Annotated in this window: 27 protein-coding genes and 3 tRNA genes; 14 read left to right on the top strand and 16 right to left on the bottom strand. The window is 67.0% G+C overall.

Annotation, left to right across the window (positions count from 1 at the left end; all coding sequences use genetic code 11):
- Positions 1 to 10: 10 nt before the first annotated feature.
- Complete coding sequence (locus ACNQR1_RS04050) at positions 11 to 511, bottom strand: metallophosphoesterase family protein (protein ID WP_418044244.1); 501 nt, start codon at positions 509 to 511, stop codon at positions 11 to 13.
- 62 nt (positions 512 to 573) lie between these two features.
- Here ACNQR1_RS04050 and ACNQR1_RS04045 point away from each other — a divergent pair, with 62 nt between their 5' ends.
- Entirely contained in the window at positions 574 to 930 is a 357-nt protein-coding gene (locus tag ACNQR1_RS04045; RefSeq protein WP_418044242.1) for a Fe-S protein, read from the top strand.
- Between the two features lie 101 nt (positions 931 to 1,031).
- Entirely contained in the window at positions 1,032 to 1,409 is a 378-nt protein-coding gene (locus ACNQR1_RS04040) for a hypothetical protein (RefSeq protein ID WP_418044240.1), read from the top strand.
- A gap of 195 nt (positions 1,410 to 1,604) precedes the next feature.
- Here the strand turns inward: ACNQR1_RS04040 and ACNQR1_RS04035 are convergent.
- A tRNA-Arg gene (locus ACNQR1_RS04035) sits at positions 1,605 to 1,677 on the bottom strand.
- Between the two features lie 37 nt (positions 1,678 to 1,714).
- A tRNA-Ser gene (locus ACNQR1_RS04030) sits at positions 1,715 to 1,806 on the bottom strand.
- Positions 1,807 to 1,894: 88 nt separating this feature from the next.
- On the opposite strand from ACNQR1_RS04030, the gene hisC reads away from it, so the two are divergent.
- Positions 1,895 to 2,977, top strand: a complete 1,083-nt coding sequence (hisC, locus tag ACNQR1_RS04025) for a histidinol-phosphate transaminase (protein WP_418044238.1) — start codon at positions 1,895 to 1,897, stop codon at positions 2,975 to 2,977.
- Complete coding sequence (locus ACNQR1_RS04020; protein ID WP_301681388.1) at positions 2,974 to 3,435, top strand: DUF4334 domain-containing protein; 462 nt, start codon at positions 2,974 to 2,976, stop codon at positions 3,433 to 3,435. The genes hisC and ACNQR1_RS04020 overlap by 4 nt, the downstream gene beginning before the upstream one ends.
- Here ACNQR1_RS04020 and ACNQR1_RS04015 read toward each other — a convergent pair.
- The gene (locus ACNQR1_RS04015) at positions 3,432 to 3,977 is read right to left on the bottom strand and encodes a TIGR03086 family metal-binding protein (protein WP_418044236.1); all 546 of its coding nucleotides are present in this window, start codon (positions 3,975 to 3,977) and stop codon (positions 3,432 to 3,434) included. The genes ACNQR1_RS04020 and ACNQR1_RS04015 overlap by 4 nt on opposite strands.
- A 19-nt stretch (positions 3,978 to 3,996) precedes the next feature.
- On the opposite strand from ACNQR1_RS04015, the gene ACNQR1_RS04010 reads away from it, so the two are divergent.
- Positions 3,997 to 4,812, top strand: coding sequence for a crotonase/enoyl-CoA hydratase family protein (locus tag ACNQR1_RS04010; protein ID WP_418044234.1), 816 nt, complete (start codon positions 3,997 to 3,999; stop codon positions 4,810 to 4,812).
- Here the strand turns inward: ACNQR1_RS04010 and ACNQR1_RS04005 are convergent.
- Together ACNQR1_RS04005 and ACNQR1_RS04000 are read right to left on the bottom strand one after the other, a co-directional pair.
- On the bottom strand, positions 4,799 to 5,707 hold the full coding sequence (locus ACNQR1_RS04005) for an NAD-dependent epimerase/dehydratase family protein (protein WP_418044232.1): 909 nt from the start codon (positions 5,705 to 5,707) through the stop codon (positions 4,799 to 4,801). The genes ACNQR1_RS04010 and ACNQR1_RS04005 overlap by 14 nt on opposite strands.
- Positions 5,708 to 6,130 (bottom strand): hypothetical protein, encoded by a 423-nt coding sequence (locus ACNQR1_RS04000; protein ID WP_418044230.1) that lies wholly within the window; start codon positions 6,128 to 6,130, stop codon positions 5,708 to 5,710.
- Between the two features lie 46 nt (positions 6,131 to 6,176).
- Between ACNQR1_RS04000 and ACNQR1_RS03995 the strand changes: the two genes are divergently transcribed.
- Positions 6,177 to 7,574: a PLP-dependent aminotransferase family protein gene (locus ACNQR1_RS03995; RefSeq protein WP_418044229.1), complete on the top strand. Its 1,398-nt coding sequence runs from the start codon at positions 6,177 to 6,179 to the stop codon at positions 7,572 to 7,574.
- A 13-nt stretch (positions 7,575 to 7,587) separates the two neighbouring features.
- Here the strand turns inward: ACNQR1_RS03995 and ACNQR1_RS03990 are convergent, their stop codons facing one another.
- From ACNQR1_RS03990 to ACNQR1_RS03980, 3 genes are all read right to left on the bottom strand, one after another.
- Complete coding sequence (locus ACNQR1_RS03990; protein ID WP_418044227.1) at positions 7,588 to 7,737, bottom strand: hypothetical protein; 150 nt, start codon at positions 7,735 to 7,737, stop codon at positions 7,588 to 7,590.
- Positions 7,738 to 7,798: 61 nt separating this feature from the next.
- Positions 7,799 to 8,527, bottom strand: a complete 729-nt coding sequence (locus ACNQR1_RS03985; protein WP_418044225.1) for a cutinase family protein — start codon at positions 8,525 to 8,527, stop codon at positions 7,799 to 7,801.
- Positions 8,528 to 8,667: 140 nt separating this feature from the next.
- Positions 8,668 to 9,585, bottom strand: a complete 918-nt coding sequence (locus tag ACNQR1_RS03980) for an acyl-ACP desaturase (protein ID WP_418044223.1) — start codon at positions 9,583 to 9,585, stop codon at positions 8,668 to 8,670.
- A 208-nt stretch (positions 9,586 to 9,793) separates the two neighbouring features.
- Between ACNQR1_RS03980 and ACNQR1_RS03975 the strand changes: the two genes are divergently transcribed.
- A complete protein-coding gene (locus ACNQR1_RS03975) occupies positions 9,794 to 10,819 on the top strand; it encodes a linear amide C-N hydrolase (RefSeq protein ID WP_418044221.1) in 1,026 nt (341 codons plus the stop codon).
- Here ACNQR1_RS03975 and ACNQR1_RS03970 read toward each other — a convergent pair.
- Positions 10,820 to 10,909: transfer RNA gene (locus ACNQR1_RS03970), tRNA-Ser, on the bottom strand. It lies immediately after the preceding gene.
- A 19-nt stretch (positions 10,910 to 10,928) separates the two neighbouring features.
- Positions 10,929 to 11,441, bottom strand: a complete 513-nt coding sequence (locus ACNQR1_RS03965; RefSeq protein WP_044513800.1) for a MarR family winged helix-turn-helix transcriptional regulator — start codon at positions 11,439 to 11,441, stop codon at positions 10,929 to 10,931.
- Positions 11,442 to 11,508: 67 nt separating this feature from the next.
- On the opposite strand from ACNQR1_RS03965, the gene ACNQR1_RS03960 reads away from it, so the two are divergent.
- Positions 11,509 to 12,486, top strand: a complete 978-nt coding sequence (locus ACNQR1_RS03960) for an NAD(P)H-quinone oxidoreductase (RefSeq protein WP_418044219.1) — start codon at positions 11,509 to 11,511, stop codon at positions 12,484 to 12,486.
- Here ACNQR1_RS03960 and ACNQR1_RS03955 read toward each other — a convergent pair.
- A complete protein-coding gene (locus ACNQR1_RS03955) occupies positions 12,483 to 13,679 on the bottom strand; it encodes a cysteine desulfurase-like protein (RefSeq protein WP_418044217.1) in 1,197 nt (398 codons plus the stop codon). The two genes, ACNQR1_RS03960 and ACNQR1_RS03955, sit on opposite strands and share 4 nt — an antisense overlap.
- 124 nt (positions 13,680 to 13,803) lie before the next feature.
- Between ACNQR1_RS03955 and ACNQR1_RS03950 the strand changes: the two genes are divergently transcribed.
- From ACNQR1_RS03950 to ACNQR1_RS03930, 5 genes are read left to right on the top strand one after another with little or no spacing between them, the layout of a single operon-like run.
- Positions 13,804 to 15,765, top strand: coding sequence for a DUF6541 family protein (locus tag ACNQR1_RS03950; protein WP_418044215.1), 1,962 nt, complete (start codon positions 13,804 to 13,806; stop codon positions 15,763 to 15,765).
- A gap of 35 nt (positions 15,766 to 15,800) precedes the next feature.
- On the top strand, positions 15,801 to 16,313 hold the full coding sequence (locus tag ACNQR1_RS03945; RefSeq protein WP_418044213.1) for a bacterial proteasome activator family protein: 513 nt from the start codon (positions 15,801 to 15,803) through the stop codon (positions 16,311 to 16,313).
- Between the two features lie 6 nt (positions 16,314 to 16,319).
- A complete protein-coding gene (locus ACNQR1_RS03940; RefSeq protein ID WP_418044211.1) occupies positions 16,320 to 17,117 on the top strand; it encodes an ABC transporter ATP-binding protein in 798 nt (265 codons plus the stop codon).
- Positions 17,107 to 18,003, top strand: coding sequence for a glycosyltransferase (locus ACNQR1_RS03935; RefSeq protein WP_418044209.1), 897 nt, complete (start codon positions 17,107 to 17,109; stop codon positions 18,001 to 18,003). The genes ACNQR1_RS03940 and ACNQR1_RS03935 overlap by 11 nt, the downstream gene beginning before the upstream one ends.
- Positions 18,000 to 18,830, top strand: a complete 831-nt coding sequence (locus ACNQR1_RS03930; protein WP_418044207.1) for an ABC transporter permease — start codon at positions 18,000 to 18,002, stop codon at positions 18,828 to 18,830. The genes ACNQR1_RS03935 and ACNQR1_RS03930 overlap by 4 nt, the downstream gene beginning before the upstream one ends.
- A 4-nt stretch (positions 18,831 to 18,834) precedes the next feature.
- Here ACNQR1_RS03930 and ACNQR1_RS03925 read toward each other — a convergent pair whose 3' ends face one another.
- The 3 genes from ACNQR1_RS03925 to ACNQR1_RS03915 all read right to left on the bottom strand — a co-directional run bounded on the left by ACNQR1_RS03925 (position 18,835) and on the right by ACNQR1_RS03915 (position 21,085).
- Entirely contained in the window at positions 18,835 to 19,254 is a 420-nt protein-coding gene (locus tag ACNQR1_RS03925) for a pyridoxamine 5'-phosphate oxidase family protein (protein ID WP_418044205.1), read from the bottom strand.
- Positions 19,255 to 19,352: 98 nt separating this feature from the next.
- Positions 19,353 to 20,000, bottom strand: coding sequence for an MspA family porin (locus tag ACNQR1_RS03920; RefSeq protein ID WP_418044203.1), 648 nt, complete (start codon positions 19,998 to 20,000; stop codon positions 19,353 to 19,355).
- Positions 20,001 to 20,614: 614 nt separating this feature from the next.
- Positions 20,615 to 21,085 (bottom strand): carboxymuconolactone decarboxylase family protein, encoded by a 471-nt coding sequence (locus tag ACNQR1_RS03915; protein WP_418044201.1) that lies wholly within the window; start codon positions 21,083 to 21,085, stop codon positions 20,615 to 20,617.
- Between the two features lie 103 nt (positions 21,086 to 21,188).
- Here ACNQR1_RS03915 and ACNQR1_RS03910 point away from each other — a divergent pair, with 103 nt between their 5' ends.
- Positions 21,189 to 22,547 carry a PLP-dependent aminotransferase family protein gene (locus ACNQR1_RS03910; protein ID WP_418044199.1) on the top strand — a complete coding sequence of 453 codons (1,359 nt, stop codon included), beginning with the start codon at positions 21,189 to 21,191 and terminating at the stop codon, positions 22,545 to 22,547.
- Here the strand turns inward: ACNQR1_RS03910 and ACNQR1_RS03905 are convergent.
- Entirely contained in the window at positions 22,544 to 23,170 is a 627-nt protein-coding gene (locus ACNQR1_RS03905) for a trimeric intracellular cation channel family protein (RefSeq protein WP_418044196.1), read from the bottom strand. The genes ACNQR1_RS03910 and ACNQR1_RS03905 overlap by 4 nt on opposite strands.
- Between the last annotated feature and the right edge of the window lie 10 nt (positions 23,171 to 23,180).

Here is a 23,180-nt window from a genome sequence, read left to right as displayed (position 1 = left end):
CAGGGGATGTTCAGGGCCGGTCCAGGGTGTGCAGGCTGACGTCGCACAGCACGCCCGCCGCGATGCGCGCCGTCATGTACGTGCAGTACGGCTGGCGCCTGCGGTCGGTCGGCGACCCCGGATTCAACAGGCGCAGACCGGTTTTCGCGGTGGTATCCCACGGGATGTGACTGTGCCCGAAGGCCAGGACGTCGGTTCCGGGGTAGTCCCTGGCCATCCGGGCCTCTCGCCCGGTGGCCGCACCGGTCTCGTGCACGACTGTGAATCGCAGACCGCCCAATGTCACGTCGGCCCGCTCGGGCAGTCGCCTGCGCAGTTCCGCCCCGTCGTTGTTACCCCAGCAGCCGATCAGCTGCGCCGACCGCGAGCTGAGCGCGTCGAGCAGTGTGGGGTCCACCCAATCACCGGCGTGGACAACGACATCCGCCTGGTCCACCTCATCCCACACCTGGGCCGGGAGATCCTTGGCGCGCTTGGGTACGTGGGTGTCGGCGATGAGCAGCAGCCGCATCCGGCGAGCCTACGTGACCAAAGCCGACGCGCCCGGGATCCCGCACCGCTTACACTCCGACCATGGATCTACTACGCAACGTAGTTGTTTACGCACATCTCATCGGATTCGCGGTCATGGTCGGCGCCTGGATCGCCGAGGCCGCGGCCCGGCGCTACCTGATCACCCCGGTGATGACCTACGGCATGACGCTGTCTCTCATCACCGGCCTGGCCCTGGCCGCACCATGGCCGGCCGGCATCGTCCTGAACTACCCCAAGATCGGCACCAAGCTGATCATCCTGGTGGCGCTCGGCGCGGTGCTGGGCATCGGCACCGCACGTCAGCGTCGCGCGGGCGGCCAACCTGTCATGGGACTGTTCATCGCCGCCGGCGTATTGCCCCTGCTCGCGTCAGGGATCGCGGTGCTGTGGAACTGAGGCGCACGCCGAATCTGAGCTGAACCTGAGACATTCCCGTAAAGTTAACTGGCAAACAACAATTGTCGGCAGGTACGGGAACGATGGGTCACAGACACGCCATGGCGACCGCCAGGGTCATGCGCACGGCGGCATTCACCGGATGCGCTTCACCGCACGGCGACATCCGTGTCCGCGCCAGGACGCGGCCTGAGGCGCCCGCACGTCAAGCCCACCACGGGCAGCGCAGGACCTCGACATCCACGGTGGCCGACCGGTCACCGTGGATGAACGACCGCGTCACCGCGCTGCGCGGGTTCCTCGCCGATCTGCACGGGCTGCACCTGCCGCTGGAGCTGGCCCGGGTTCAGGTGGCCGGCCACATCGAGCTGTTGGTCTCGGTGCTGCGACTGGACCGCCAGACCGCGCGCCAGTTCGTCACCGACGACGTGTTGCGCGAGATGGCCATCGACATCGCGACCGCTGTCGCTTCTGACTGAGCCCGCCGGGGCTTGGCCCTCGGCCGCACCTCCGCACCTCCGCGTCTCCGCGCCTCCGCGCCGAAATCGACACCAGGGTTGTCGCTGCGCGCGAATCACAGCCCCGGCGTCGAAATGGACGCATCAAGGGTCCGCCGAGATCTCCGAATACAAATCGAGGCGCGGTCTGCTGACCGCGCCTCGATTTTTCTAGAGTGCGCCCGAAGGGATTCGAACCCCTAACCTTCTGATCCGTAGTCAGATGCTCTATCCGTTGAGCTACGGGCGCCTAGCGTTATTCAGTTGTGCGGTTGACAGGTCAACCGTGGCGGAGGCGAGAGGATTTGAACCTCCGGTCCCCTGTAAGGGGGACAACTCATTAGCAGTGAGTCCCATTCGGCCGCTCTGGCACGCCTCCTTTGAACTTCTGTGAGGGTACCGGACTCCGTCCTGTCGCCCGAAACCGCCGAGGGCACACAGTACACAGCCTCCCCTATTCTGGCCAAGTGAGTATCCGTCTGCGCCCCGAAATGGCCGATCTTCCGGCGTACACACCAGGCAAAACTGTCCCGGGCGCAATCAAGATCGCGAGCAACGAAACCGTGTTCCCGCCGCTTCCCAGCGTGCGCGAGGCGATCCTGCGAGCCACCGAGAACATCAACCGCTACCCCGACAACGGGTACCTTGACCTGCGCGAACATCTGGCCAAGCACGTCGGCTTCGCGCCGGAGAACATCGCCGTCGGCTGCGGTTCGGTGAGCCTGTGCCAGCAGTTGATACAAATCACATCCACCGTCGGCGACGAAGTCGTGTACGGATGGCGCAGTTTCGAGATCTATCCGCTGCAGATCCGTACCGCCGGCGCGACGGGTGTCGCGGTGCCGCTGCGTGACGAGACTCACGATCTCGACGCCATGCTCGCGGCGATCACCGACCGCACCCGGCTGATCTTCGTCTGCAACCCGAACAACCCGACCTCCACCGTCGTCGAACCCGAGGCGCTGGCCCGGTTCGTGGCGGCGGTGCCGTCGGACATCCTGATCGTGCTCGACGAGGCCTACGTGGAGTACATCCGCGACGGGTTGGTGCCCGACAGCTTCGGGCTGGTCCGCTCGCATCGCAATGTCGTTGTTCTGCGCACCTTCTCGAAGGCCTACGGGCTGGCCGGCATGCGGGTCGGCTATGCGGTCGCCGATCCGGAGATCGTGACCGCCCTGGGCAAGGTCTACGTGCCCTTCAGCGCGACCAGCGTGTCCCAGGCCGCGGCCATCGCCAGCCTGGAGGCCGCCGACGAACTCCTCGCCCGCACGGACGCCGTCGTCGCCGAACGCATCCGCGTCAGCGCGGCATTGCGCGACGCCGGATTCGAGTTCCCACCCTCGCAGTCGAACTTCGTCTGGCTGCCGCTGGCCGAACGCACCCTGGACTTCGTAGCCAGGGCCGCCGACAACCGCATCATCGTGCGCCCGTACGGTGAGGACGGCGTGCGGGTCACCATCGGCGCCCCGCACGAAAACGACGCCTTTCTGGACTTCGCCCAGCGCTGGACCGCGGGTGACGCCGGGACTCGGACAGGAGAGACCAAGTGAGCGACGCACGCGGCACGTTCGACGGATTCGTCAGCCGCGAGGGTCAGATCCCCGACGCCGAACTCGACGCGTTCTGGGCGCTGCTGCGGCCCGCCAGCATCGACTTCATGCTCGGCGAGTGGAAGGGCGGCGAGTTCCAGACCGGGCACAAGGCCAACGGATTCATGAACCGGCTCAACTGGTTCGGCAAGACATTCCGCTCGGCCGCCGAGGCCCAGCCGCTGGTCTGCCTGGACGCCGACGGCAACAAGTTCTCCAACACCGAGGCCATGAACGGCGAGGCCAGCCTGTGGCTCGAAGAGTTCCGCGGCGAGGTGACCGCGACCATGGTCTACGACGGCCGCCCCGTGCACGACCACTTCAAGGTGGTCGACGACAACACCGTGGTCGGCATCATGAACGGCAAGGGCGCGGTTGTCGACGGCCGCTATCTGTACTTCTACCTGCAGCGCGTCTAGCCCGTCGGCCGGCGGCCCGTGAAGGCCAGCAGCCGGTCGAGCGGCTGTGCGTCCGCCCCGATCTCGACCGGGTCGTCGAAGCCCGCGCGCACTCGCCCCTCCGGCGTGATGATCTCGCGCGCCCACCCCAGGACGCACTCGGGCTGCTGATCCGGCACGTCGACCGTCTGCCCCGTGGCCGCGGCGTAATCCCAGGCGTGCACCAGGAATTCGAGCGACAGGATCCGGGCCATCATCTGCGCCGGGGCCTCGCCCGGCCCGAACGGCACGGTGCCGTCCACCCCGCGCTGTCGCCATGCCTCCACCGCGGGCCGCGCCGCGCGCAGCACCTGATCCTGCACCGAGGTGTCGCGGTCGCGTTCGGGAATCCGCGCACCGGCCGCGGAGCCGATCACGGTGATCGAGTTCAGCAGATGGTCCGTCAGCCCCGCCACGTCGAACTCGCGGCACGGTGTCGGACGGGACAGGTCGTCCGCGGTGACGCCGTGCAGCACGCGTTGCAGCACGTCGAGCGTGGCCTCGGCGCTATCGAGTTCATCCATACTCGGTAGTGTCCACCCCATGGCTGACACGTACGAGTCCGTTTCCGTCGAGATCAAGGACCACGTCGCCCAGGTGACGCTGCTGGGTCCCGGCAAGGGCAACGCGATGGGCCCGGCGTTCTGGGCCGAGATGCCGGACGTGTTCGAAACCCTCGACGCCGACCCGGACGTTCGCGCGATCGTGCTGACCGGATCGGGCAAGAACTTCAGCTACGGCCTTGACCTGCCTGCCATGGGCGCCGAGTTGCCCGGCCTCGACGCCGGCGCCGGTGCCCGCGCGGGCTTCCACAAGCGGCTGCAGAAGATGCAGGGCGCCATCACGGCCGTCGCCGACTGCCGCACCCCGACCATCGCCTCGATCCACGGCTGGTGCATCGGTGGCGGCGTCGACCTGATCAGTGCGGTGGACATCCGCTACGCCAGCACCGACGCCAAGTTCTCGGTGCGCGAGACCAAGCTGGCCATCGTCGCCGACGTGGGCAGCCTGGCCCGGCTGCCGCTGATCCTGTCCGACGGGCACCTGCGCGAGCTGGTGTTGACCGGTAAGGACATCGATTCCGCGCGGGCCGAGAAGATCGGACTGGTCAACGACGTCTACGACGACGCCGAGGCCTCGTTGGCGGCCGCCCACGCCACGGCCGCCGAGATCGCCGCCAACCCGCCGCTGACCGTCGCCGGGGTCAAGGACGTGCTCGACCAACAGCGCACCGCCAGGGTGGCCGAGAGCCTGCGTTACGTGGCCGCGTGGAATTCGGCCTTCCTGCCGTCGAAGGATCTGGCCGAGGCGGTCACCGCGATGTTCCAGAAGCGCCCGCCTCAGTTCACCGGGGAATAGGCGTCCAGCCGAGTTCGGCCTTGGCCTTCGCGTTCGACAGCGGAAGCCAGGCCTGGCCGAACGCGGTCGCGGGGTACGAGGCCACCAGACCGACCAGTCGATGCGAGATCGGCACCGGTCGGGGCCGGTGCAGCTTGCGGCTCAGTTCCCTCACGTAGTCGCCGAACGACTGCGGCCGGTCGTCGACGATGTTGTAGATCTGGCCTCCGCGGCCCTTCTCGAGAGCGTCCGCGGTGGCCCGGGCGACGTCGTCGATGTGCACCCAGGACAGGATCCCGGGACCGGTCAGCGCCGGTAGCGCCCACCACTTCGCCAGGCGCGTGAACAGTTCGTCATGGATCACCTCGGGGCCGTAGAAAACGCCGTAGCGCAAGACGATTCCCTCGGTCCCACTGTGTTCGCCGGAGGCCAGCACGGTGCGTTCCATGCCCCGCAGTGCCTCCAGGAAGTCTGCACCGTGCGGCGGCGGTGGTCCCGGATAGGGATCGCTCTCGTCGATGAGGGCCGGCCCGCTCGAGCCATAGCCGTAGGCGAAGACGACCGATTCCGCGACCACCCGGCGCACGCCGGCGCGCTGAGCCGCGGCCACCAGGTTCGGGGCCCCTCGGCTCCACAACTCCGTCGCGGGACCGAAGTCCTTGGGCCGCTTGGGCCCCCACTTCGGCAATGTGGTCAACAGGCTCACCACCGCCTCGGGGGCGAACTCAGCCAGCACGGCGTCGATCTGGCCCACGTCGAACACGTCGGCCACCACGGGCTTGGCCCCGGCCGCCGAGATCTGGTCGGTCTTCGCCGAAGACCGCGTCACCCCGATCACCTCGTGGCCGCGCCTGTTGAGCTCACGCAACAGTGGGATTCCCGGAACACTGGTCGCACCGGCCACCAGGACACGCATCTATGGTTCTCCTGCCTTGTCGTCGGACATGCTGACACGCAATGCGATTGCCAACAGGACGGTGGTCGCCACCAGGCCAGCGGCCTCCAGCCAACCCACCCAACTGCCTGCCGCGTGGTTCGTGTCGATCAGGTGGCTCAACGAATGCAGGGCCCAGTGCAGGGTGGCGAACGCCAGCGCCGGCACCCGCCACCGCGGCCACTTGAGGGCCGCCAGCATCATCAATCCGAGCGGAAGCTCGAAGGAGGCGTTGTCGAGGATGTAGTGATCGTTGCGCACGCCGAAGGCACCGAGGGTGTCGAAGAACGGGCCCGGTGCCAGCAGCATGAACAGACCGAGCATCACCGAGTAGACGCCGAACACGGCAAGGACCACTTCGGGGTAGCGCCGGGTTCGTGTCGCCGGGCCCGCAGCGTTGGCCATGTCAACACGCTAACGCCGCAGTGGTCTCCGAGTAGGCTCCAATTTCATGGCAACTTCGGGTACCAGTTCGGCCCCGGAACTGCTGGTCGAATTGGACCGGAACAGCAAGCGCCCGTTACACCGCCAGCTCGCCGACGGCCTGCGCGACGCCATCCGGTCCGGCCGGTTGACTCCCGGGTCCCGGCTGCCGTCCACCCGCGTGCTGGCCGCCGATCTCGGGGTGTCGCGGCGGCTGGTGGTCGAGGCCTACGGACAGCTGACCGCCGAAGGCTTCCTGCACAGCAGCCAGGGCGGCTGCACCCGCGTCGCGGCCGTCGACACCGTCCCGTCTGGCCACGTCCAGTCCGACCGTGCCCGACCCCGCTTCGACATCGACTTCGCCCCAGGCTCACCCGATCTCACCAGCTTCCCGCGTCAGGCGTGGTTGCGGGCCATGCGCCAGGGCCTGGCCGAGATCGAGTCCAGCTCATTCGGCTACGTGGCACCGCACGGACTGCCTGCCGCCCGCACCGCGGTGGCCGACTACCTGCGGCGCACCCGCGGGGTGGTGGCCGACCCCCGTCTCATCGTGTTGTGTTCGGGCGCAACACAAGCCGTGGCATTGCTGGCCCGATGCCTGGACGGCCCGGTGGCGACGGAGGATCCTGGATTCTGGCTCCACCGAATGGTTCTGCAGCACAACGGCATCGACCCGCTGCCCATCCCCGTCGACGGCAACGGCATCGATGTCGGCGCGCTGACCGCCAGTCGCGCGGCCACGGTGCTGACCACTCCGGCCCACCAATCGCCGACCGGCGTGGTGCTCTCGGCGACCAGGCGCACCGAACTCCTGGAATGGGCACAGCACGGACGGTTGATCATCGAGGACGACTACGACGCCGAGTACCGCTACGACCGGGCCCCGGTGGGCGCACTGCAGGGGGTGGCGCCGGACCGGGTGGTGTACCTCGGCTCGACGAGTAAGACCCTGGCGCCCGGACTGCGAATCGGATGGATGGTGGTGCCCGGCCATCTGATCGACCGGGTCAGAACCGCCAAAAGCCTTGCCGACACCGGTAGTTCGGTGATGGACCAGATCGCGTTCAGCCAGTTCCTGGCCTCCGGCGGCTACGACCGTCACCTACGGCAGATGCGCCGCCGCTACCCGGTCCGGCGCAACGCCCTGCTGTCCGCACTGGCGCGCCATCTACCGCAGGCCGAGGTTCTCGGCGCGGCCGCCGGCGTGCACCTGACCGTCCGGTTCCCGGCCGGCTTCCCCATCGAAGAGTTCACCCGCCGCGCCACCGAATCACGCATCCGGCTGGAGGCCCTGGCGCCCTGTTACGCCGACCCCGCTACCGCACCACCCGGGCTGATCCTGGGGTACGCCAACGTCACCGAATCCCAGATCGCCACGGGGGTGCAGAGACTCGGTCAGGCCGCGCGCCAATTGGGTGCGACCTGACCGTGAGGCTTCGTCAGCCTGCCTCTTTGGCCGACTTCCGCTCCGCAAGCTTGTACTTCACAAGAGCGACCAGCGCCTTCGGATTGCGCGCGAACGCACCTGCGGCCTGAAGGTACAGCTTGGCCTTCTGCCCGGCGGTCAATTGCTGCTCTTGTTCCGTCACTGAATCTCCCCTATCCGAGAACGTGCTCGAACAATAGCGTGAGCCGTCTCAGGGGTTGCGGCTACCGGTGCCCGGCGGCTTGGTCCACGCTCCGGTTCGACCGCTGACCGTTCAGTCGCGACACCACGTAATCGGCCGCCTGATCGGTCAGCCCGTTGGCGGCATACAGGTTGTGCGCGTTGCTGTCACCACCGGTCGGCGAGCACACCGGGTCCTCCGGGATGCACAGATCATCGGTCTTCGCGACGTACCGGGGGCCAACCGTGATCGGCGGCGCGCCCGTGTAGATCATCTGCAGGAAGCCGCTCGACGGCTTGCCGAACAGCGCCACCGCGGCGACATGATCTGCCACCTCCGCAGGCAGCGGGCCGGTGATGCTCGGCGGCAAGACGAAGCCCTGCGGCACGGCATCCTCGGTGAGGTAGGCAGCCACCGCCGCACCCTGGGAGAAGCCGCCGAGCACGATCTTGCTGTCGGGGCAGGCCGCGACCGTGGCCTGGACCTTGTTACTCGCGTCCGCGACCCCGTCGGCGGCCGTCGCGAAGTCGAGCGATGCCGGGTAATTCACCGCGTAGACGTCAACGGACTTCCCGCCGGCCTTGGCCCGAAGCGCATCGGTGAACGCCTCGCCGACGCCACCCACACCCGGCGGCTCGAACGTGCCCCGCGCGAAGACCACCTGTACATCCGCACAGGAGTCCGCAGATGCCTGCCCGGCGGCGGCGATGCACCCGCCCGCCAGGAACACTCCCGATGCCACCGCACTCAACCAACGACCGATCCGATTCATTTTTCGACCCCACTCGTTACGACCCGCGACAACTTTTTCGCACCAACATCTCCTCGATACCCAAGATCAATAGTGGGTGAATCTCCCCGAGTGTGTGATGTACGACACGTCTGACGGGCTAAGCGGAAGTCGTCGAGTTGCTAGGAAGCCGCCCCGACACGCGTGCGCTCACGTTTCTCCTCGTAGAACCGGGCCCGCTCATCGACCACGTCCAGGAATTGGGCCAGCTCCTCGCGGGCCTTCTCACCCTCGGGCCCGAAATCGGTCCGATCGAAGATCCGCCAGAAGCGCAACACCGGCTGCACCACATCGTCGTGATGGACCCGTAGGTCGTAGATGCCCGCCTTCGCGATGGTGATGGCGTTCTGCGCGAAGTCGGACATCCCGAGACCCGGCATCGCGAAGTTGACCACCTCGTCGCGGATGGCCGTCATCGCCGCGTCGGGCGTGATGTCCAGGGCCGCCGCCATGAGGTTGCGGTAGAACACCATGTGCAGGTTCTCGTCGGCGGCGATCCGGGCGAGCAGCTGGTCGGCGATGGGGCAGCCGGATGCCCGCCCGGTGTTGCGATGAGACACCCGGGTGGCCAGCTCCTGGAACGACACGTAGGCCATCGCCGCCAGGGGCGTCTTGTCACCCGAGTCGTACCCGGCGACAGTGTGCGCCATGCGAAGACGCTCCAGCGCAACGGGATCGACTCCGCGTGTGACGACGAGGTAGTCGCGCAAGGCGATGCTGTGGCGGCCTTCTTCCGCCGTCCACTGCCCGACCCAGGTGCCCCACGCACCGTCGCGGGAGAACCGCGTGGCGATCTCACGGTGGTAGGACGGCAGATTGTCCTCGGTCAGCAGGTTGACGGTCATGGCCACCTTGGCGACATGGTCCAGCGGTGAATCCTCGGGCTGCCAGTCCTCCCCGTCCAGGAAGGCGAAGTCGCGTCCCCTGCTCCACGGGACGTAATCGTGCGGGAACCATTCCTTCGCCATCGACAGATGGCGGTCGAGGTTGCTCGCCACAACCGGTTCGAGCTCGTGGAGCACTCCGCTCTGGGCGTCCATTCGTGTCCTCCCAACATCTTCGGCAGGCGGTGGATATCAGCTGCCGTTCAAAACCTACGGTACCGTAGGTTACGGAACCGTAGGTTACTTTTGGGTGAAGCGGACCCAACCGCTCGAAGTTCGACACCTCACCAGCGAAACCGTCAGTCGCACTTGATTTTTCGACGTCATCGCCCTATCGCCACGGCCCGACACTAGGCTCGCCGGCATGTGCACGCGAGTCATCTGGCCCGAAGCGGGCGATGCGGTCCTGGTCGGCAGGAACATGGATTTCCACAGGGACCTGATGACCAACCTGTGGAAACAACCCCGCGGCGTCGAACGTGACGACGCGGTCGCGGGCAAGCTCACCTGGACCTCGAAGTACGGCAGTGTGGTCGCCTCCGCCTTCGACATCACCTCCGTGGACGGGATGAACGAGGCGGGCCTGGCCGGGCACATCCTGTGGCTGGCCGAATCGACCTACGGCGAGCCCGACGCCTCGCGTACCCAGCTCGGCCAGGCCATCTGGCTGCAGTACTTCCTGGACAACTTCGCCACCGTCGCCGAGGCGACGGCGTGGGTCGCGGAAACCGATGTTCAGGTGGTCCAGATGGACGATCCGACCGGCGGCGCCCGCCCCGGACTGCACCTCGCCCTCGACGACGCGACCGGGGACTCGGCGATCATCGAGTACGTCGACGGCCACGCCCAGGTGTATCACTCGAAGGACTACCGGGTGATGACCAATTCACCGACCTTCGATCAACAGCTGGAGCTGGTGAAGGCGTTCACCGGACTCGGTGGCGACCAGCCGATTCCGGGCTCGACCCTGGCCAGCGACCGCTTCGCCCGGGCCACCTATTACGCCGGCCGGTTGCCCACACCGTCCAGTCAGGTGGAGGCCATCGCGGGCATGTTCTCGGTGATCCGCAACGCCGCGCAGCCGTTCCGCATCCCCGACCCGGGCAAGCCCGATGCCTCCCAGACCATCTGGCAGGTGGTGCTCGACCTCACCAACAAGCGGTACGTGTATGAATCCACCACCCGCCCCAACATCGTGTGGGTCGACCTGGCGGATCTCGACTTCTCCGAGGGCAGCCCGCAGCTCAAGCTCGACCTGATCGGCGAGCTCGCGGTCCAGGGCGGTATCGCCGGGAATGTAGCCGACAAGTTCGCCGACAAAGGCCCGATGACCTTCCTGTCGTTGAAGATCATGGAGGCACTGGAAACCTCGGCCACGCACAAGAACTGATGGCGGTGGCGGAGGGATTTGAACCCCCGGACGGTGTTAGCCGTCTCTCGCTTTCAAGGCGAGTGCATTAGGCCGCTCTGCCACGCCACCGCCGACAAGAGTACGGGTTTCAGACCCGACCGATGTGGGCGGGCGGGGATCCGTTCTTCAGCGCGACGCTGATCCGGCGGCAGTTCTCCCCCATCGCCGCGATCTGCGGGCGTGAGAGCCTGCCGAGAAAGTGCGAACGGACGCCCTGTCCGTACGTCACCATCGCCTCGCGGACAGCAGCCCGGCCTTCTTCGGTGATCGTGGCGACAACGCCACGCCCGTCGTCGGGACTAGCACACCTGGTCACCAGGTTCTGAACTTCCAGCCGCCGGATCTGACGGGTCACCCGGCTGGGCAGGGACATCAATCGCTCGGCCAAATCACCCATCCGAGCCGAGCCGGTCGGGGATTTGTCCAAGATATCGAGCAGGCGCACATCGTTCAGCGTCAGATGATGCGCATCTACCAGCGACCGGTTCAAGGTCGCATACATTCGCAACGCCGAGTCGAGGTAGTTCTGCCATGACCTCTGCTCGGCGATGTCCAGGCCCGGCATGTCACCCGCCGTGCGCCCCGCAATCATCCCCACCATGGGCGCAATCGTAAGGGACGTCAGTATTGCTGCGCTTGGGAAATAGAAGGCTTGTAGCGTGGAAAAAATGCATGCAATCGCCGCCTCCGCCGATGGCCATCTGACCTGGGAAAACGTCGCTGATATCACACCAGCAAACGATGAGATTCTGATTCGGGTTCACGCCGCCGGCGTCAATCGCGCCGATCTGCTCCAGGCGGCGGGCAAGTATCCGCCCCCGCCAGGCGCCAGTGAGGTCATCGGATTGGAGGTTTCGGGCACCGTCGCCGCCCTCGGCGCAGATGTTACCGACTGGTCAGTTGGGCAACCCGTGTGCGCATTGCTCGCAGGCGGCGGATACGCCGAGTATGTCGCCGTGCCCGCCCCGCAAGTGATGCCATTGCCCGATGGCGTTGCTCCCAATGATGCCGCAGGACTGCCGGAGGTGGCCTGCACGGTGTGGTCGAACCTCGTCATGACCGCAGGTTTGGCGCCCGGTCAACTCGTTCTGCTGCACGGCGGCGCCAGCGGGATCGGCACCCACGCCATTCAGGTGGCCCATGCGCTCGGCGCGCGCGTCGCCGTAACTGCAGGGTCGGCGGACAAGCTGGCGCTGTGCCGCGAGCTGGGGGCCGACATCACCATCAACTACCGCGACGAGGACTTCGTCGAGCGGCTCCGGGCCGAAACCGGCGGCGCGGGCGCCGACGTGATCCTCGACATCATGGGAGCGGCCTACCTGGACCGCAATGTCGACACCCTGGCCACCGGCGGGCGCCTGGTGATCATCGGCATGCAGGGCGGCATCAAGGCCGAACTGAACATCGCGAAGCTGCTCGGCAAGCGGGCCGGGGTCATCGCCACGTCGCTGCGGCCCCGTCCGGTGGACGGACCCGGAGGCAAGGGCGAGGTGGTGCGTGCCGTCCTCGACAACGTCTGGCCGATGATCGCCGACGGGCGGGTCCGTCCGATCGTCGGCGCCGAACTGCCCATCCAGGAGGCCCAGCGCGCCCACGAACTGCTGGCTTCCGGTGAGGTGTCGGGAAAGATCGTCCTGACGGTTTAGCCGAGCGAGGCCAGTGCTCGCACGAGCTGGTCGACCTCGGCGCCCGTCGAGTAGTGCGACAGCCCGACCGTCACCGCACCACCGATGTCGTTCACGCCGATCACGTCGAGCACACGCGAGCTGGCATTCGAGATCGCGAGGATCCCGTTGTCGGCCAGCCGTTGCACCACGCGCTCGGCCGGGATGTCCCGCACCACGAAGCTGAGGACCGGAATCTGCGACTCGGGCCTGCCGATCACCATCACCAACGGCAAGGAGCGCAGCGAGGACACCAGGTACTCGAACAGGCGGTCCAGATACGCGCCGGCCGACTGCATCGAGACCGTCAGCCGTTCGCGGCGCGAGCCACTGGCCGTGTCGTCGAGGTTGGACAGGTACTCGATGCTGGCCACCACTCCGCCCAGCAGGCCGTACTGGTGCGCGCCCACCTCGAGACGGGCCGGCCCGGTCGCCTGCGGGTTCAGCGACACCGAGGCCAGGGCATCGATCGCCGACGGGTCGCGGAACACCAGGGCACCGATCGGCGGGCCGCCCCACGGCACGGCGTTGAGGGCGACGACATCGGCGTCGATCTCGTTGATGTCGATGAGCCGGTACGGGGCCGCGGCCGAGTGGTCCACCACGACCATGCCCCCGACCTCATGAGTGAGCTTCGTCACTTCGCTCAGATCGGTGACGGTTCCCAGGGTCGACGAGGCCGACGCGATGGCGACCAGGCGGGTCGGCTTGTCGATCAGCCCTTCCCACTGCCAGGACGGCAGCTCGCCCGTCTCGATGTCCACCTCGGCCCACTTGACCTTCGCGCCATAGCGATTCGCCGCCCGGAGCCAGGGCGCGATGTTCGCCTCGTCATCCAGGCGGGTGACCACCACCTCGTAGCCGAGCCCGACCCGGCTCGAGGAAGCCTCGGCGAGCGCGGTCAGCAGCTGGGCCCGGTCCGCGCCCAGGACCACGCCCCGGGGATCGGCGTTGACCAGGTCTGCGACAGCCTGGCGGGCAGCGGTGAGAACGGCCGCGCTGCGGCGAGCCGATGGGTGCGGTCCCACAGCGGTGGGCATCGAGCCGCGGAAGGCGGTAGAAACCGTCGTCGCGACCGAATCGGGCACCAACATGCCGTTCTGGGCATCGAAGTGGACCCACCCATCGCCCAATGACGGATGCAAGCCACGCACCCGGGCGACGTCGTATGCCATGCCAGCCACCTTAGAGCGTCCGCAAATATCACAAACCGACACGATTTGGTGAGCGCCCGACCGCACGTTTGCACTTCCGAGACCATGCTCGGACCGGGTCGCCCTGGGCAGCCATACTAGTCCAGTGGGCTTCGGGTTCGGAGTGCTAATCGCACTGTTGTTGCTGGTGATACCCGGGGCGCTGATAGCCAGGGCGGGCGGACTTACCGTGTCGGCGGCGGTCGCAGTGGGTCCAGCCTTGACCTACGGCACCGTTGCGCTGACGATCGTTCCGCTCGGGGCGCTCGGCGTGCCGTGGAACACGTGGACGGCGTTGTTTGCTGTAGCCATCGTCGCAGCCATTGCGGCCGGGTTGCGGAGGGTGCTGGCCGGCTATCGCGACCCTGACGCCGAGGCGTCGGGGATGACCAGGAAGCCCGCCTTGCTGGTGGCGGCCGGGGTGCTGCTGGGTGCCGCACTGATCGCCGCCGCGGCATTCGCCGGGCTGGCGCACTGGCAATCCGTCCCCAGTACCTGGGACTCGGTCTGGCACGCCAACACGATCCGGTGGATCCTCGAGACCGGCCAGGCGTCGCCGACCCACATGGGCGAACTGCGCAACGTCGAGACCCACGAGGCGCTCTACTACCCGTCGGCCTTCCACGCCCTGGCCGCCGTCTACTGCCAGCTCACCGGTGCCGCGGCGACCACCGCCTACACCGTGAGCTCGGTCGTCGCGGCGGTGTGGCTGTTCCCGGTCAGCGCCGCGGTGCTGACGTGGAAGATGGTCCGCCCGCACGCCTGCGAGATGCGCACCGCCGTCGCTGCGGCCACCGCGGCCGCGCTCGCCGCGTCGTTCACCGCGGTGCCCTACGTGGAATTCGACGTGGCGGCGATGCCCAACCTGGTCGCCTACGGGCTCGCGGTGCCGGTGTTCGCCCTGATCATCTCGACGCCGGCGCACCGCGACCGCGTCGGTCTGGCCGTGCTCGCCACGGTCGGTGTCTTCTCGGTGCACCTGACCGGCGGTGTCGTGACCGTGCTGCTGGTCGGCGTCTGGTGGCTGGTGGAGGCGGTGTGGCATCCGGTGCGCAGCCGGCTGTCGGACTTCTTGGCGCTGGTCGCCGTCGCGGTGCCGAGCCTGCTGATCATGCTTCCCCAGTTTCTCGGGGTCCTTCAGCAAGCCGACATCATCGTCGGGCACGCCTTCGTCAACCACCTCGGCAAGAAGTACTCGCTGTTTGCGGCGGTCGTCCAGCACACCCGCCACCTCAACGACTTCCCGATCCAGAACGCGCTGATCGCGCTGGCCGCCATCGGCGGCCTGGTCATGCTGGTCAAGAAGATCTGGTGGCCGCTGGCGGTGTGGCTGATCCTCATCGCGTCGATCGTGCATTCCGGTGCGCCGTTCGGCGGGCCGCTCGGCGTCATCACGGGCAAGTTCAGCGACCTGTTCTACAGCGACCCGCGCCGGCTGTCGGCGGTGGTCACGATGCTCTACGCACCGATGGCGGCGATCGGCCTGTGTGCACTGGTCCTGCTGGGCGCCGCCGCCCTGCGCCGGACCGGCGCCCGCCCGGCCTGGATCCGCGCCGCGGCCGCCGTCGCGCTGGTCGCCACCACCGTGGGATTGGCCTGGCACTACTTCCCCCGGCACAAGTACCTGTTCGGGCAGAAGTACGACTCGGTGATGGTCGGCGCCAAGGACCTCGAGGCGTTCGCCTACCTGGCGCAACTGCCCGATGCTCGCACCACGCTGATCGGCGACGCCAACACCGACGGCACCGCCTGGATGTACGCGGTGTCCGGGCTGCACCCGCTGTGGACCCACTACGACTACCCGGTCCAACAGGGCCCCGGGTATCACCGGTTCATCTTCTGGGCATACGCAGATGATGCCGACACCGATCCGCGCGTTGCCGAGGCGGTCGAGGCACTCAACATCCGCTACGTGCTCACCAGCACACCGGTGGTCCGAGGGTTCGTCATGCCCGACGGACTAGTGTCGCTAGACAGCTCACGGTCGTGGGAGAAGATCTACGACAACGGTGAGGACCGCATCTACCGCTGGCACGGAGAGAACGCGGCCACCAGGGCCAAGAACTGACACGACCCGGAACTGACAAGACGCAAGGGAAGGCGATGACCATCAACCCCGACGATGACAACATCGAGATCCTGGCCAGCACGGCCGACGAGGCCGATGCCGACGCTGACGGCAAGTCGCTGACAGACCTCGTCGAACAGCCGGCGAAGGTCATGCGCATCGGCACCATGATCAAGCAGCTGCTGGAAGAGGTGCGGGCAGCTCCGCTCGACGACGCGAGCCGGGAGCGGCTGCGCGACATCCACCGCACCAGCATCCACGAACTCGAGGACGGTCTGGCCCCCGAACTGCGTGAGGAGCTCGAGCGGCTGACGCTGCCGTTCACCGAGGACAACGTGCCGTCCGACGCCGAACTGCGCATCGCGCAGGCGCAGTTGGTGGGCTGGCTGGAAGGCCTGTTCCACGGCATCCAGACGGCGTTGTTCGCCCAGCAGATGGCTGCCCGCGCACAGCTCGAGCAGATGCGCCAGGGCGCCCTGCCGCCCGGACTGCAGGTCCCGAGCGGGCAGCGCGGCCCGTCGCACCCCGGCACCGGTCAGTACCTGTAGGTCGCGTTGTCTGATCCGTTTATCTCGACGCGCGAAGCATGGGTGGAGTTCCCCATCTTCGACGCCAAGACCCGATCGCTGAAGAAGGCGTTCCTCGGCAAGGCCGGCGGCGCCATCGGACGGAACGAGTCGAACGTCGTCGTCATCGAAGCACTCCGCGACATCACGATGTCACTGAAAATGGGCGACCGGGTCGGGCTGGTCGGCCACAACGGTGCGGGTAAATCCACACTGCTGCGGCTACTTTCGGGCATCTACGAGCCGACGCGAGGCTCTGCCACGGTGAGTGGCCGGGTGGCCCCGGTGTTCGACCTCGGCGTCGGGATGGACCCCGAGATCTCGGGATTCGAGAACATCATCATCCGTGGCCTGTTCCTGGGACAGACCCGCAAGCAGATGCTGGCCAAGGTCGACGAGATCGCGGACTTCACCGAACTCGGCGAGTACCTGTCGATGCCGCTTCGCACCTATTCGACCGGTATGCGCGTGCGTCTGGCGATGGGCGTAGTCACCAGCATCGACCCCGAGATCCTGCTGCTCGACGAGGGCATCGGGGCGGTCGACGCGGATTTCTTGAAGAAGGCGCAGTCACGGCTGCAGAGCCTGGTGGAACGGTCCGGAATCCTGGTGTTCGCAAGCCATTCCAACGAGTTCCTGGCCCGCCTGTGCAAGACCGCGATGTGGATCGACCACGGCACCATCAAGATGACCGGCGGCATCGAAGAGGTCGTCGGCGCGTACGAGGGCCCCGACGCCGCGCGCCACGTGCGCGAGGTGCTGGAGGAAACGGCCCGTGGAGCCTGAATCCGTCATCGCGGTGATCGTGACGCACCGGCGTCGGGAACTGCTGACCAAATCCCTTGCCGCAGTGGCGGACCAGGACCGCAGACCCGACCACCTGATCGTCGTCGACAACGACGACGACGAGGCCGTCCGCGATCTGGTCCTCGAGCAGCCGGTGCCGGCCACCTATCTTGGTTCCCGTCGAAACCTCGGCGGCGCAGGCGGTTTCGCGCTGGGCATGCTGCACGCCCTGGCCCAGGGGGCCGACTGGATCTGGCTGGCCGACGACGACGGCCGCCCCGCCGACAACACCGTGCTGTCCACCCTGCTGGCCTGCGCCGAGCAGTACAGCCTTGCCGAGGTCTCGCCCATGGTGTGCAACCTCGACGACCCGGACCGGCTGGCGTTCCCGCTGCGCCGAGGACTGGTGTGGCGGCGGTTGGTCAGCGAATTGCGTACCGAGGGCGAAGGCGATGTGCTGCCCGGTATCGCATCGCTGTTCAACGGCGCCCTGTTCCGGGCCGCAACGGTCGACGCCGTCGGCGTCCCGGATCTGCGCCTGTTCGTCCGCGGCGACGAGGTCGAACTGCACCGGCGCCTGGTGCGCTCCGGCCTGCCGTTCGGAACATGCTTGACCGCAAGCTATCTGCACCCGTGCGGCACCGACGAGTTCAAACCGATCCTCGGTGGCCGGATGCACGCCCAGTATCCGGAAAACGGTACTAAACGTTTTTATACCTACCGCAACCGTGGCTATCTGCTGTCCCAGCCGGGATTGCGCAAACTCCTGCCCCAGGAGTGGGTCCGGTTCGGCTGGTACTTTCTGGTGTCCCGACGCGACCCCGCGGGTCTACGCGAATGGATTCGCCTGCGGCGGTTGGGCAGGAGCGAAAGGTTCCAGAGATGACATTCACCGACGCGGCATCCGAATCCAAGACCATGACCCGGGCGGTACGCGATCTCCGCGAAGGTTTCCGCAAGCGCGAGCTGTGGCTACACCTGGGCTGGCAGGACATCAAGCAGCGCTACCGGCGCAGTGTGCTCGGCCCGTTCTGGATCACCATCGCCACCGGCACCACCGCGGTGGCGATGGGCCTGCTGTACTCGAAGCTGTTCAAACTGCCGCTCGAGGAGCACCTGCCCTACGTCACGCTCGGCCTGATCATCTGGAACCTGATCAACGCCTCGATCCTCGAAGGCGCCGACGTCTTCATCGCCAATGAAGGCCTGATCAAACAACTTCCGACCCCGCTGTCGGTCCACGTCTACCGGCTGGTGTGGCGGCAGTTGATCCTGTTCGGCCACAACATCGTCATCTTCGTGGTCATCGCGATCATCTATCCGAAGCCGTGGAAGTGGACCGACCTGGCGGTGATCCCCGCGCTGGGGCTGATCGTGCTGAACTGCGTATGGGTGTCAATCTGTTTCGGCATTCTCGCCACCCGCTACCGCGACATCGGACCGCTGCTGGCCTCGATCGTGCAGTTGCTGTTCTTCATGACCCCGATCATCTGGAACGAGTCGACGCTGCAGCAGCAGGGCGCCGGGTCCTGGGCCAAGATCGTCGAGCTCAACCCCCTGCTGCACTATCTGGACATCGTGCGCGCGCCATTGCTGGGTGCCGACCAGGAAGTGCGGCACTGGGTGGTGGTGCTGGTGCTCACGGCGATCGGGTGGGCGCTCGCGGCGGTCGCCATGCGCCAGTACCGCGCCCGCGTCCCCTACTGGGTCTGAGCCGCTACCCGTCCTCCGACAGGCCGCCGAACACGAATCGCCGCCCGGAGATCTCTTTGGGCCGGATCCGCACGTAGCGGCGTTTCGTGGTGGCGATCCACGACAACAGCTGAGCGCGCTCGGCCTCGGCGATCTCGTCCGGTGCCTCAAGAAGCTGTGGCACGCCCCGCACGATGACGCTCCACCCGCCGACGCCCGTGTGGTCGTCTGCCTCGAACAGCACCCGGTCGTTGAACAGCGTGCTGATCAACTTGGTGCCCTCGGCTGTCCGGAACAGCACCGTGCGGTGCTGGACGACGAAGTTGACCGGGAAGATCTCCAGCCTGGTGCCGATGGTCGAGACGAGGCGGCCCAGGGTCACGCTGGACAGCAGCTGCCAGCTCTCGTCCTCCCCGAGCACCGAAACCGGGCTCTGCGGCGTCATGAGGCCACCGTAGCCGCCATATGACAATCGGCGCGCCCTGCTTCTCGAGAGAAGCGGGACGCGCCGATCGGGAGGATGACTACTGGACGTTCATGTCCTTAATTCATATTCCAAGGCTCGCCGTAGGTGGTGACGCTGTCGCCGGTCGAGGCGATCAGCCGGGCGAACGGACGCAGCAGCACACCACCGGCCGCACCGGTCACCGTGCCGTGTGCGTTGGACACCGCCACACCGCCGGCCGCGCCCTTGACGTCCACCGAGAAAGTCGCCACTTCCTGGATGCCCGGGCCGTTGCCCAGATCCGCACTGATCGACACACCCGGGAACAGGTTCGGGGTGATGACCGACTCCAGGCCGAAGGGCGGGCCGGTGATGTCACCATCGTCGATCAGGATGTTCGGGGTGGTGTAGGAGAAGTTGATCCCCACACCGAGTGACCAGGGGAAGCCGATCTGGTAGCCCAGCTCCAGCGTGCCCTCGAAGTCGTCGGCACCCGGGCCCGCCACCGTGTATTTGGCGCGACCGGAGTGGAACCACTCACGGGTCAGCCGGTTGCGGTCCAGGGGGAACACACCGTTGAGGAAGGTGTCCCACTGCTGAACGGTCAGGGTCCGGTCCTGACCGTCAACCAGGCTCAGTTCATTGTCCAGACCCGCATGTGAAGTGCCCGTGCCTATGAAGAGGCCAGCGATGACCCCGGCCATTGCGGTCACCAATGCGACCAGCACCCGACTGAATGCCAACATGTTCTCCCTAGCTATGTCGGTGATCCGATTCGTTCTTCACCAACCAGGGCCTCGCCCCAGAGATCCTCGGGCGAGATGCCGCCCGATTAGGGAGGTCACACCCGGTTCTCATGCCTTGCTCATGATTGGCAGGAGGAAACGTAACCGGGCGGCATCCGGGCGGCAACGGCAACCCGTTTCCGCCCGCCCGCCAGACAAATGGCGGTACAAAGTTTGCTAGATCAACATTGACACGCGTCACACTGCCGCTGTCAATTACCTGTGAGCGCCGGGCTTCGAACCCGCATGGCGCGGGCGGCCAGTCGTCGGGCAGGGACCGCGCCATGGGGTCAGAACTGGCATTTCACCCCTTCCGTAGAGCGCGGGCCGGTCAATCACGATGAGCGGAATGGTTGCCGTCACCATCGTCAATATCGCGGACCGGCCCGCCGACCGCCCCGGGTTTGCGCTTGCTGTGTAAACGTTCCGTTACACAGCGCCGAACACCCGGATTAACTGAACGGCCGAAGATCGATTCAACGGACCGGCGCCCGATATTCCGATTTGTGGTTGACATCACACGCAAAGGGGTGGCGGAAGCGCCTTCACGCGCGTCCGGCACATCTCGCGCGGGATCAGCGCCGCGGAGCGGGCATCCGCACGGTGACGTTGATCCGGTTCCATGCATTGATGGTTACGGCCATCGCGATCACCTGGCCGAGCTCGCGTTCGGTGAACGCCGCGGCGGCGCGCGCGTAGACCGCGTCGGGGACGTGGCCGTTGCCCAGCTCGGTGATGGCCTCGGTCAGGGCCAGCGCCGCCTGCTCCCGTTCGGTGAACAGGTCACCCGCCTCCTGCCAGGCCGCGATCAGCGCGAGCCGCTGCTCGGTCTCGCCCTGCTTACGGGCGTCGTGGGTGTGCATGTCGAGGCAGAACGCGCAGTGGTTGATCTGCGACGCGCGGATCTTGACGAGTTCGCCGATCGTGGGGTCGACATCTTTGGCTGCCGCGTTGGACAGCGTCATCATCGCGTCGTAGAGCTCGGGCGAGACCTTGTAGATCTTGAGTCGGTCAACGGTCGCGGCTGGTTCGAGTGTCTGTGTCATGCCGTCAACGCTAGCCCGGAAAATACCGCCTAGATGGTTCAATATCCCAGTGACTTCGCGGGCCAATTTAGGCAGCCGGGACTTGCACCTCGAGCTGCGCGAGATGATCGAGCCCGGTAGCCGAACCGCCCGCGAGCAGCTGATCACCGCACTTCGGGAGGGGATTCGCAGTGGCAGCCTGAGCACCGACACCCGGCTGCCGCCGTCACGCACGCTGGCCTCCGACCTGGGACTGGCCCGCAACACCGTCGCCGAGGCGTACGCCGAACTGGTCGCCGAAGGCTGGCTGGCCTCCCGCCAGGGTGCGGGCACCTGGGTCGCACGCCCCACGGTCCCGCGGCCGGCGCCGCGCCCGCGCCGCATTCCCGCTGTCCCGCGGCACAACCTGATGCCCGGTTCCCCTGATGTGTCGGAGTTCCCTCGGTCGGCCTGGTTGGCGTCGGCACGCCGCGCCGTCACGAACGCACCGGTATCGGCACTGCGGATGGGCGACCCACGCGGACCACTGGCGTTGCGCGAGGCTCTCACCGAGTACCTGGGCCGCGTGCGCGGCGTGCGGGCCACCCCGGAATCGATCGTGATCTGCTCCGGGGTCCGCGACGGCGTCGACCTGCTGGGCCGGGTGTTCGGCACCCGGCGACCGATCGCCGTGGAGGCCCACGGGCTGTACATCTTCCGCGACGCGCTCGCGTCGCTGGCCGTACCGACGGCACCGATCGCCGTCGACGAACACGGCGCGGTGATCGGCGATCTGGATGGGCTGGACACCCCGGCGGTACTACTCACTCCCGCGCATCAGAGCCCGTTCGGGATGGCCCTGCACCCGGGGCGCCGCACCGCAGTCATCGACTGGGCGCAGCGCACCGGCGGATATGCCGTGGACGACGACTACGACGGCGAGTTCCGCTACGACCGCCAACCGGTCGGCGCCCTGCAGGCACTGAACCCCGAGCGGGTCGTCTACCTGGGCTCGGCCAGCAAGAGCATGGCCCAGGTGCTGCGGGTGGGCTGGATGGTGCTGCCCGACGCACTGATCGATCCGGTCATCGCGGCGGCAGGCGGGGCGCAGTACCACGTCGACGCTCTCACGGCGCTGACGCTGGCCGACTTCATCCGCAACGGCGACTACGACCGGCACATCCGTCGGATGCGCAACCGCTACCGGAGGCGACGCGACACCCTGACCGCCGCGCTGGCCGGATTCGACCTCGGCATCGGCGGGCTGGCCGCGGGCGTGAACATGCTGCTGACCCTCCCCGACGGGGCCGAACCCGAGGTGCTGCGTCGGGCCGGTGAAGCCGGTATCGCGTTGAGCGGGCTGTCGATCATGCGCCATCCCCTCGCCGGACCGGACACCCCCGATCCCGACGGGGTGATCATCGGATTCGGCGCACCCGCGGACCACGCCTTCGGCCCTGCCGTGGACGCACTGTGCGGCGTGCTGTCAGCGACGCTGCGTTAGGAATCCTCGCGCGCGATCAGATCGGACGGCCCGGTGGGCAACCGCCAGTGGAATGCCAGCCCGGCCAGGCGCAGGGTCGTGGCCAGCACCGTACCCACCAGCAGGCCGATCCACTGTGGGCCGAAGTAGTCGATGACGGCGTACGTCGTCGCACCCATCAATGCCGGGACGGCGTACAGGTCGTCCGGCCGCATCAGCATCGGGATCTCCCGGACCAGTACGTCGCGGATGATGCCGCCGCCGATCGCGGTGGTCATGCCGATCAGCACGGCCGCGAACCAGCTGGCACCGTGGTCGACGGCGAACGCCGCACCGGAGGTCGCGAAGAAGCCCATCCCGATCGCGTCCAGCGGCAGCACGATGTGGTTGAACCGGATGAGGTGCTTGGCGGTGAGGGTCGCCACGGCCGTCGCGGCCACCGCGACCGTGATGTTGGGCCAGTGCTGGATAGAGGTGGGCGGATGGACGCCGAGAAAGAGGTCACGGACCACCCCGCCACTCACACCGGTCAGCACGCCCAGCGCCGCGATACCGAACAGATCGAAGCCCTTGCGGATCGCGACCATCGCCCCCGAGGACGCGAACACCGCGATCCCGAGGTCGTTGAGCACCGTCTGCAGCACGAGTGCACCG

This window comes from Mycobacterium sp. 48b (genome assembly GCF_048282725.1).
Classification (GTDB): Bacteria; Actinomycetota; Actinomycetes; order Mycobacteriales; family Mycobacteriaceae; genus Mycobacterium.
Note: the sequence above shows the minus strand (reverse complement) of the source record. Positions and strands in the feature narration are given on the sequence as shown.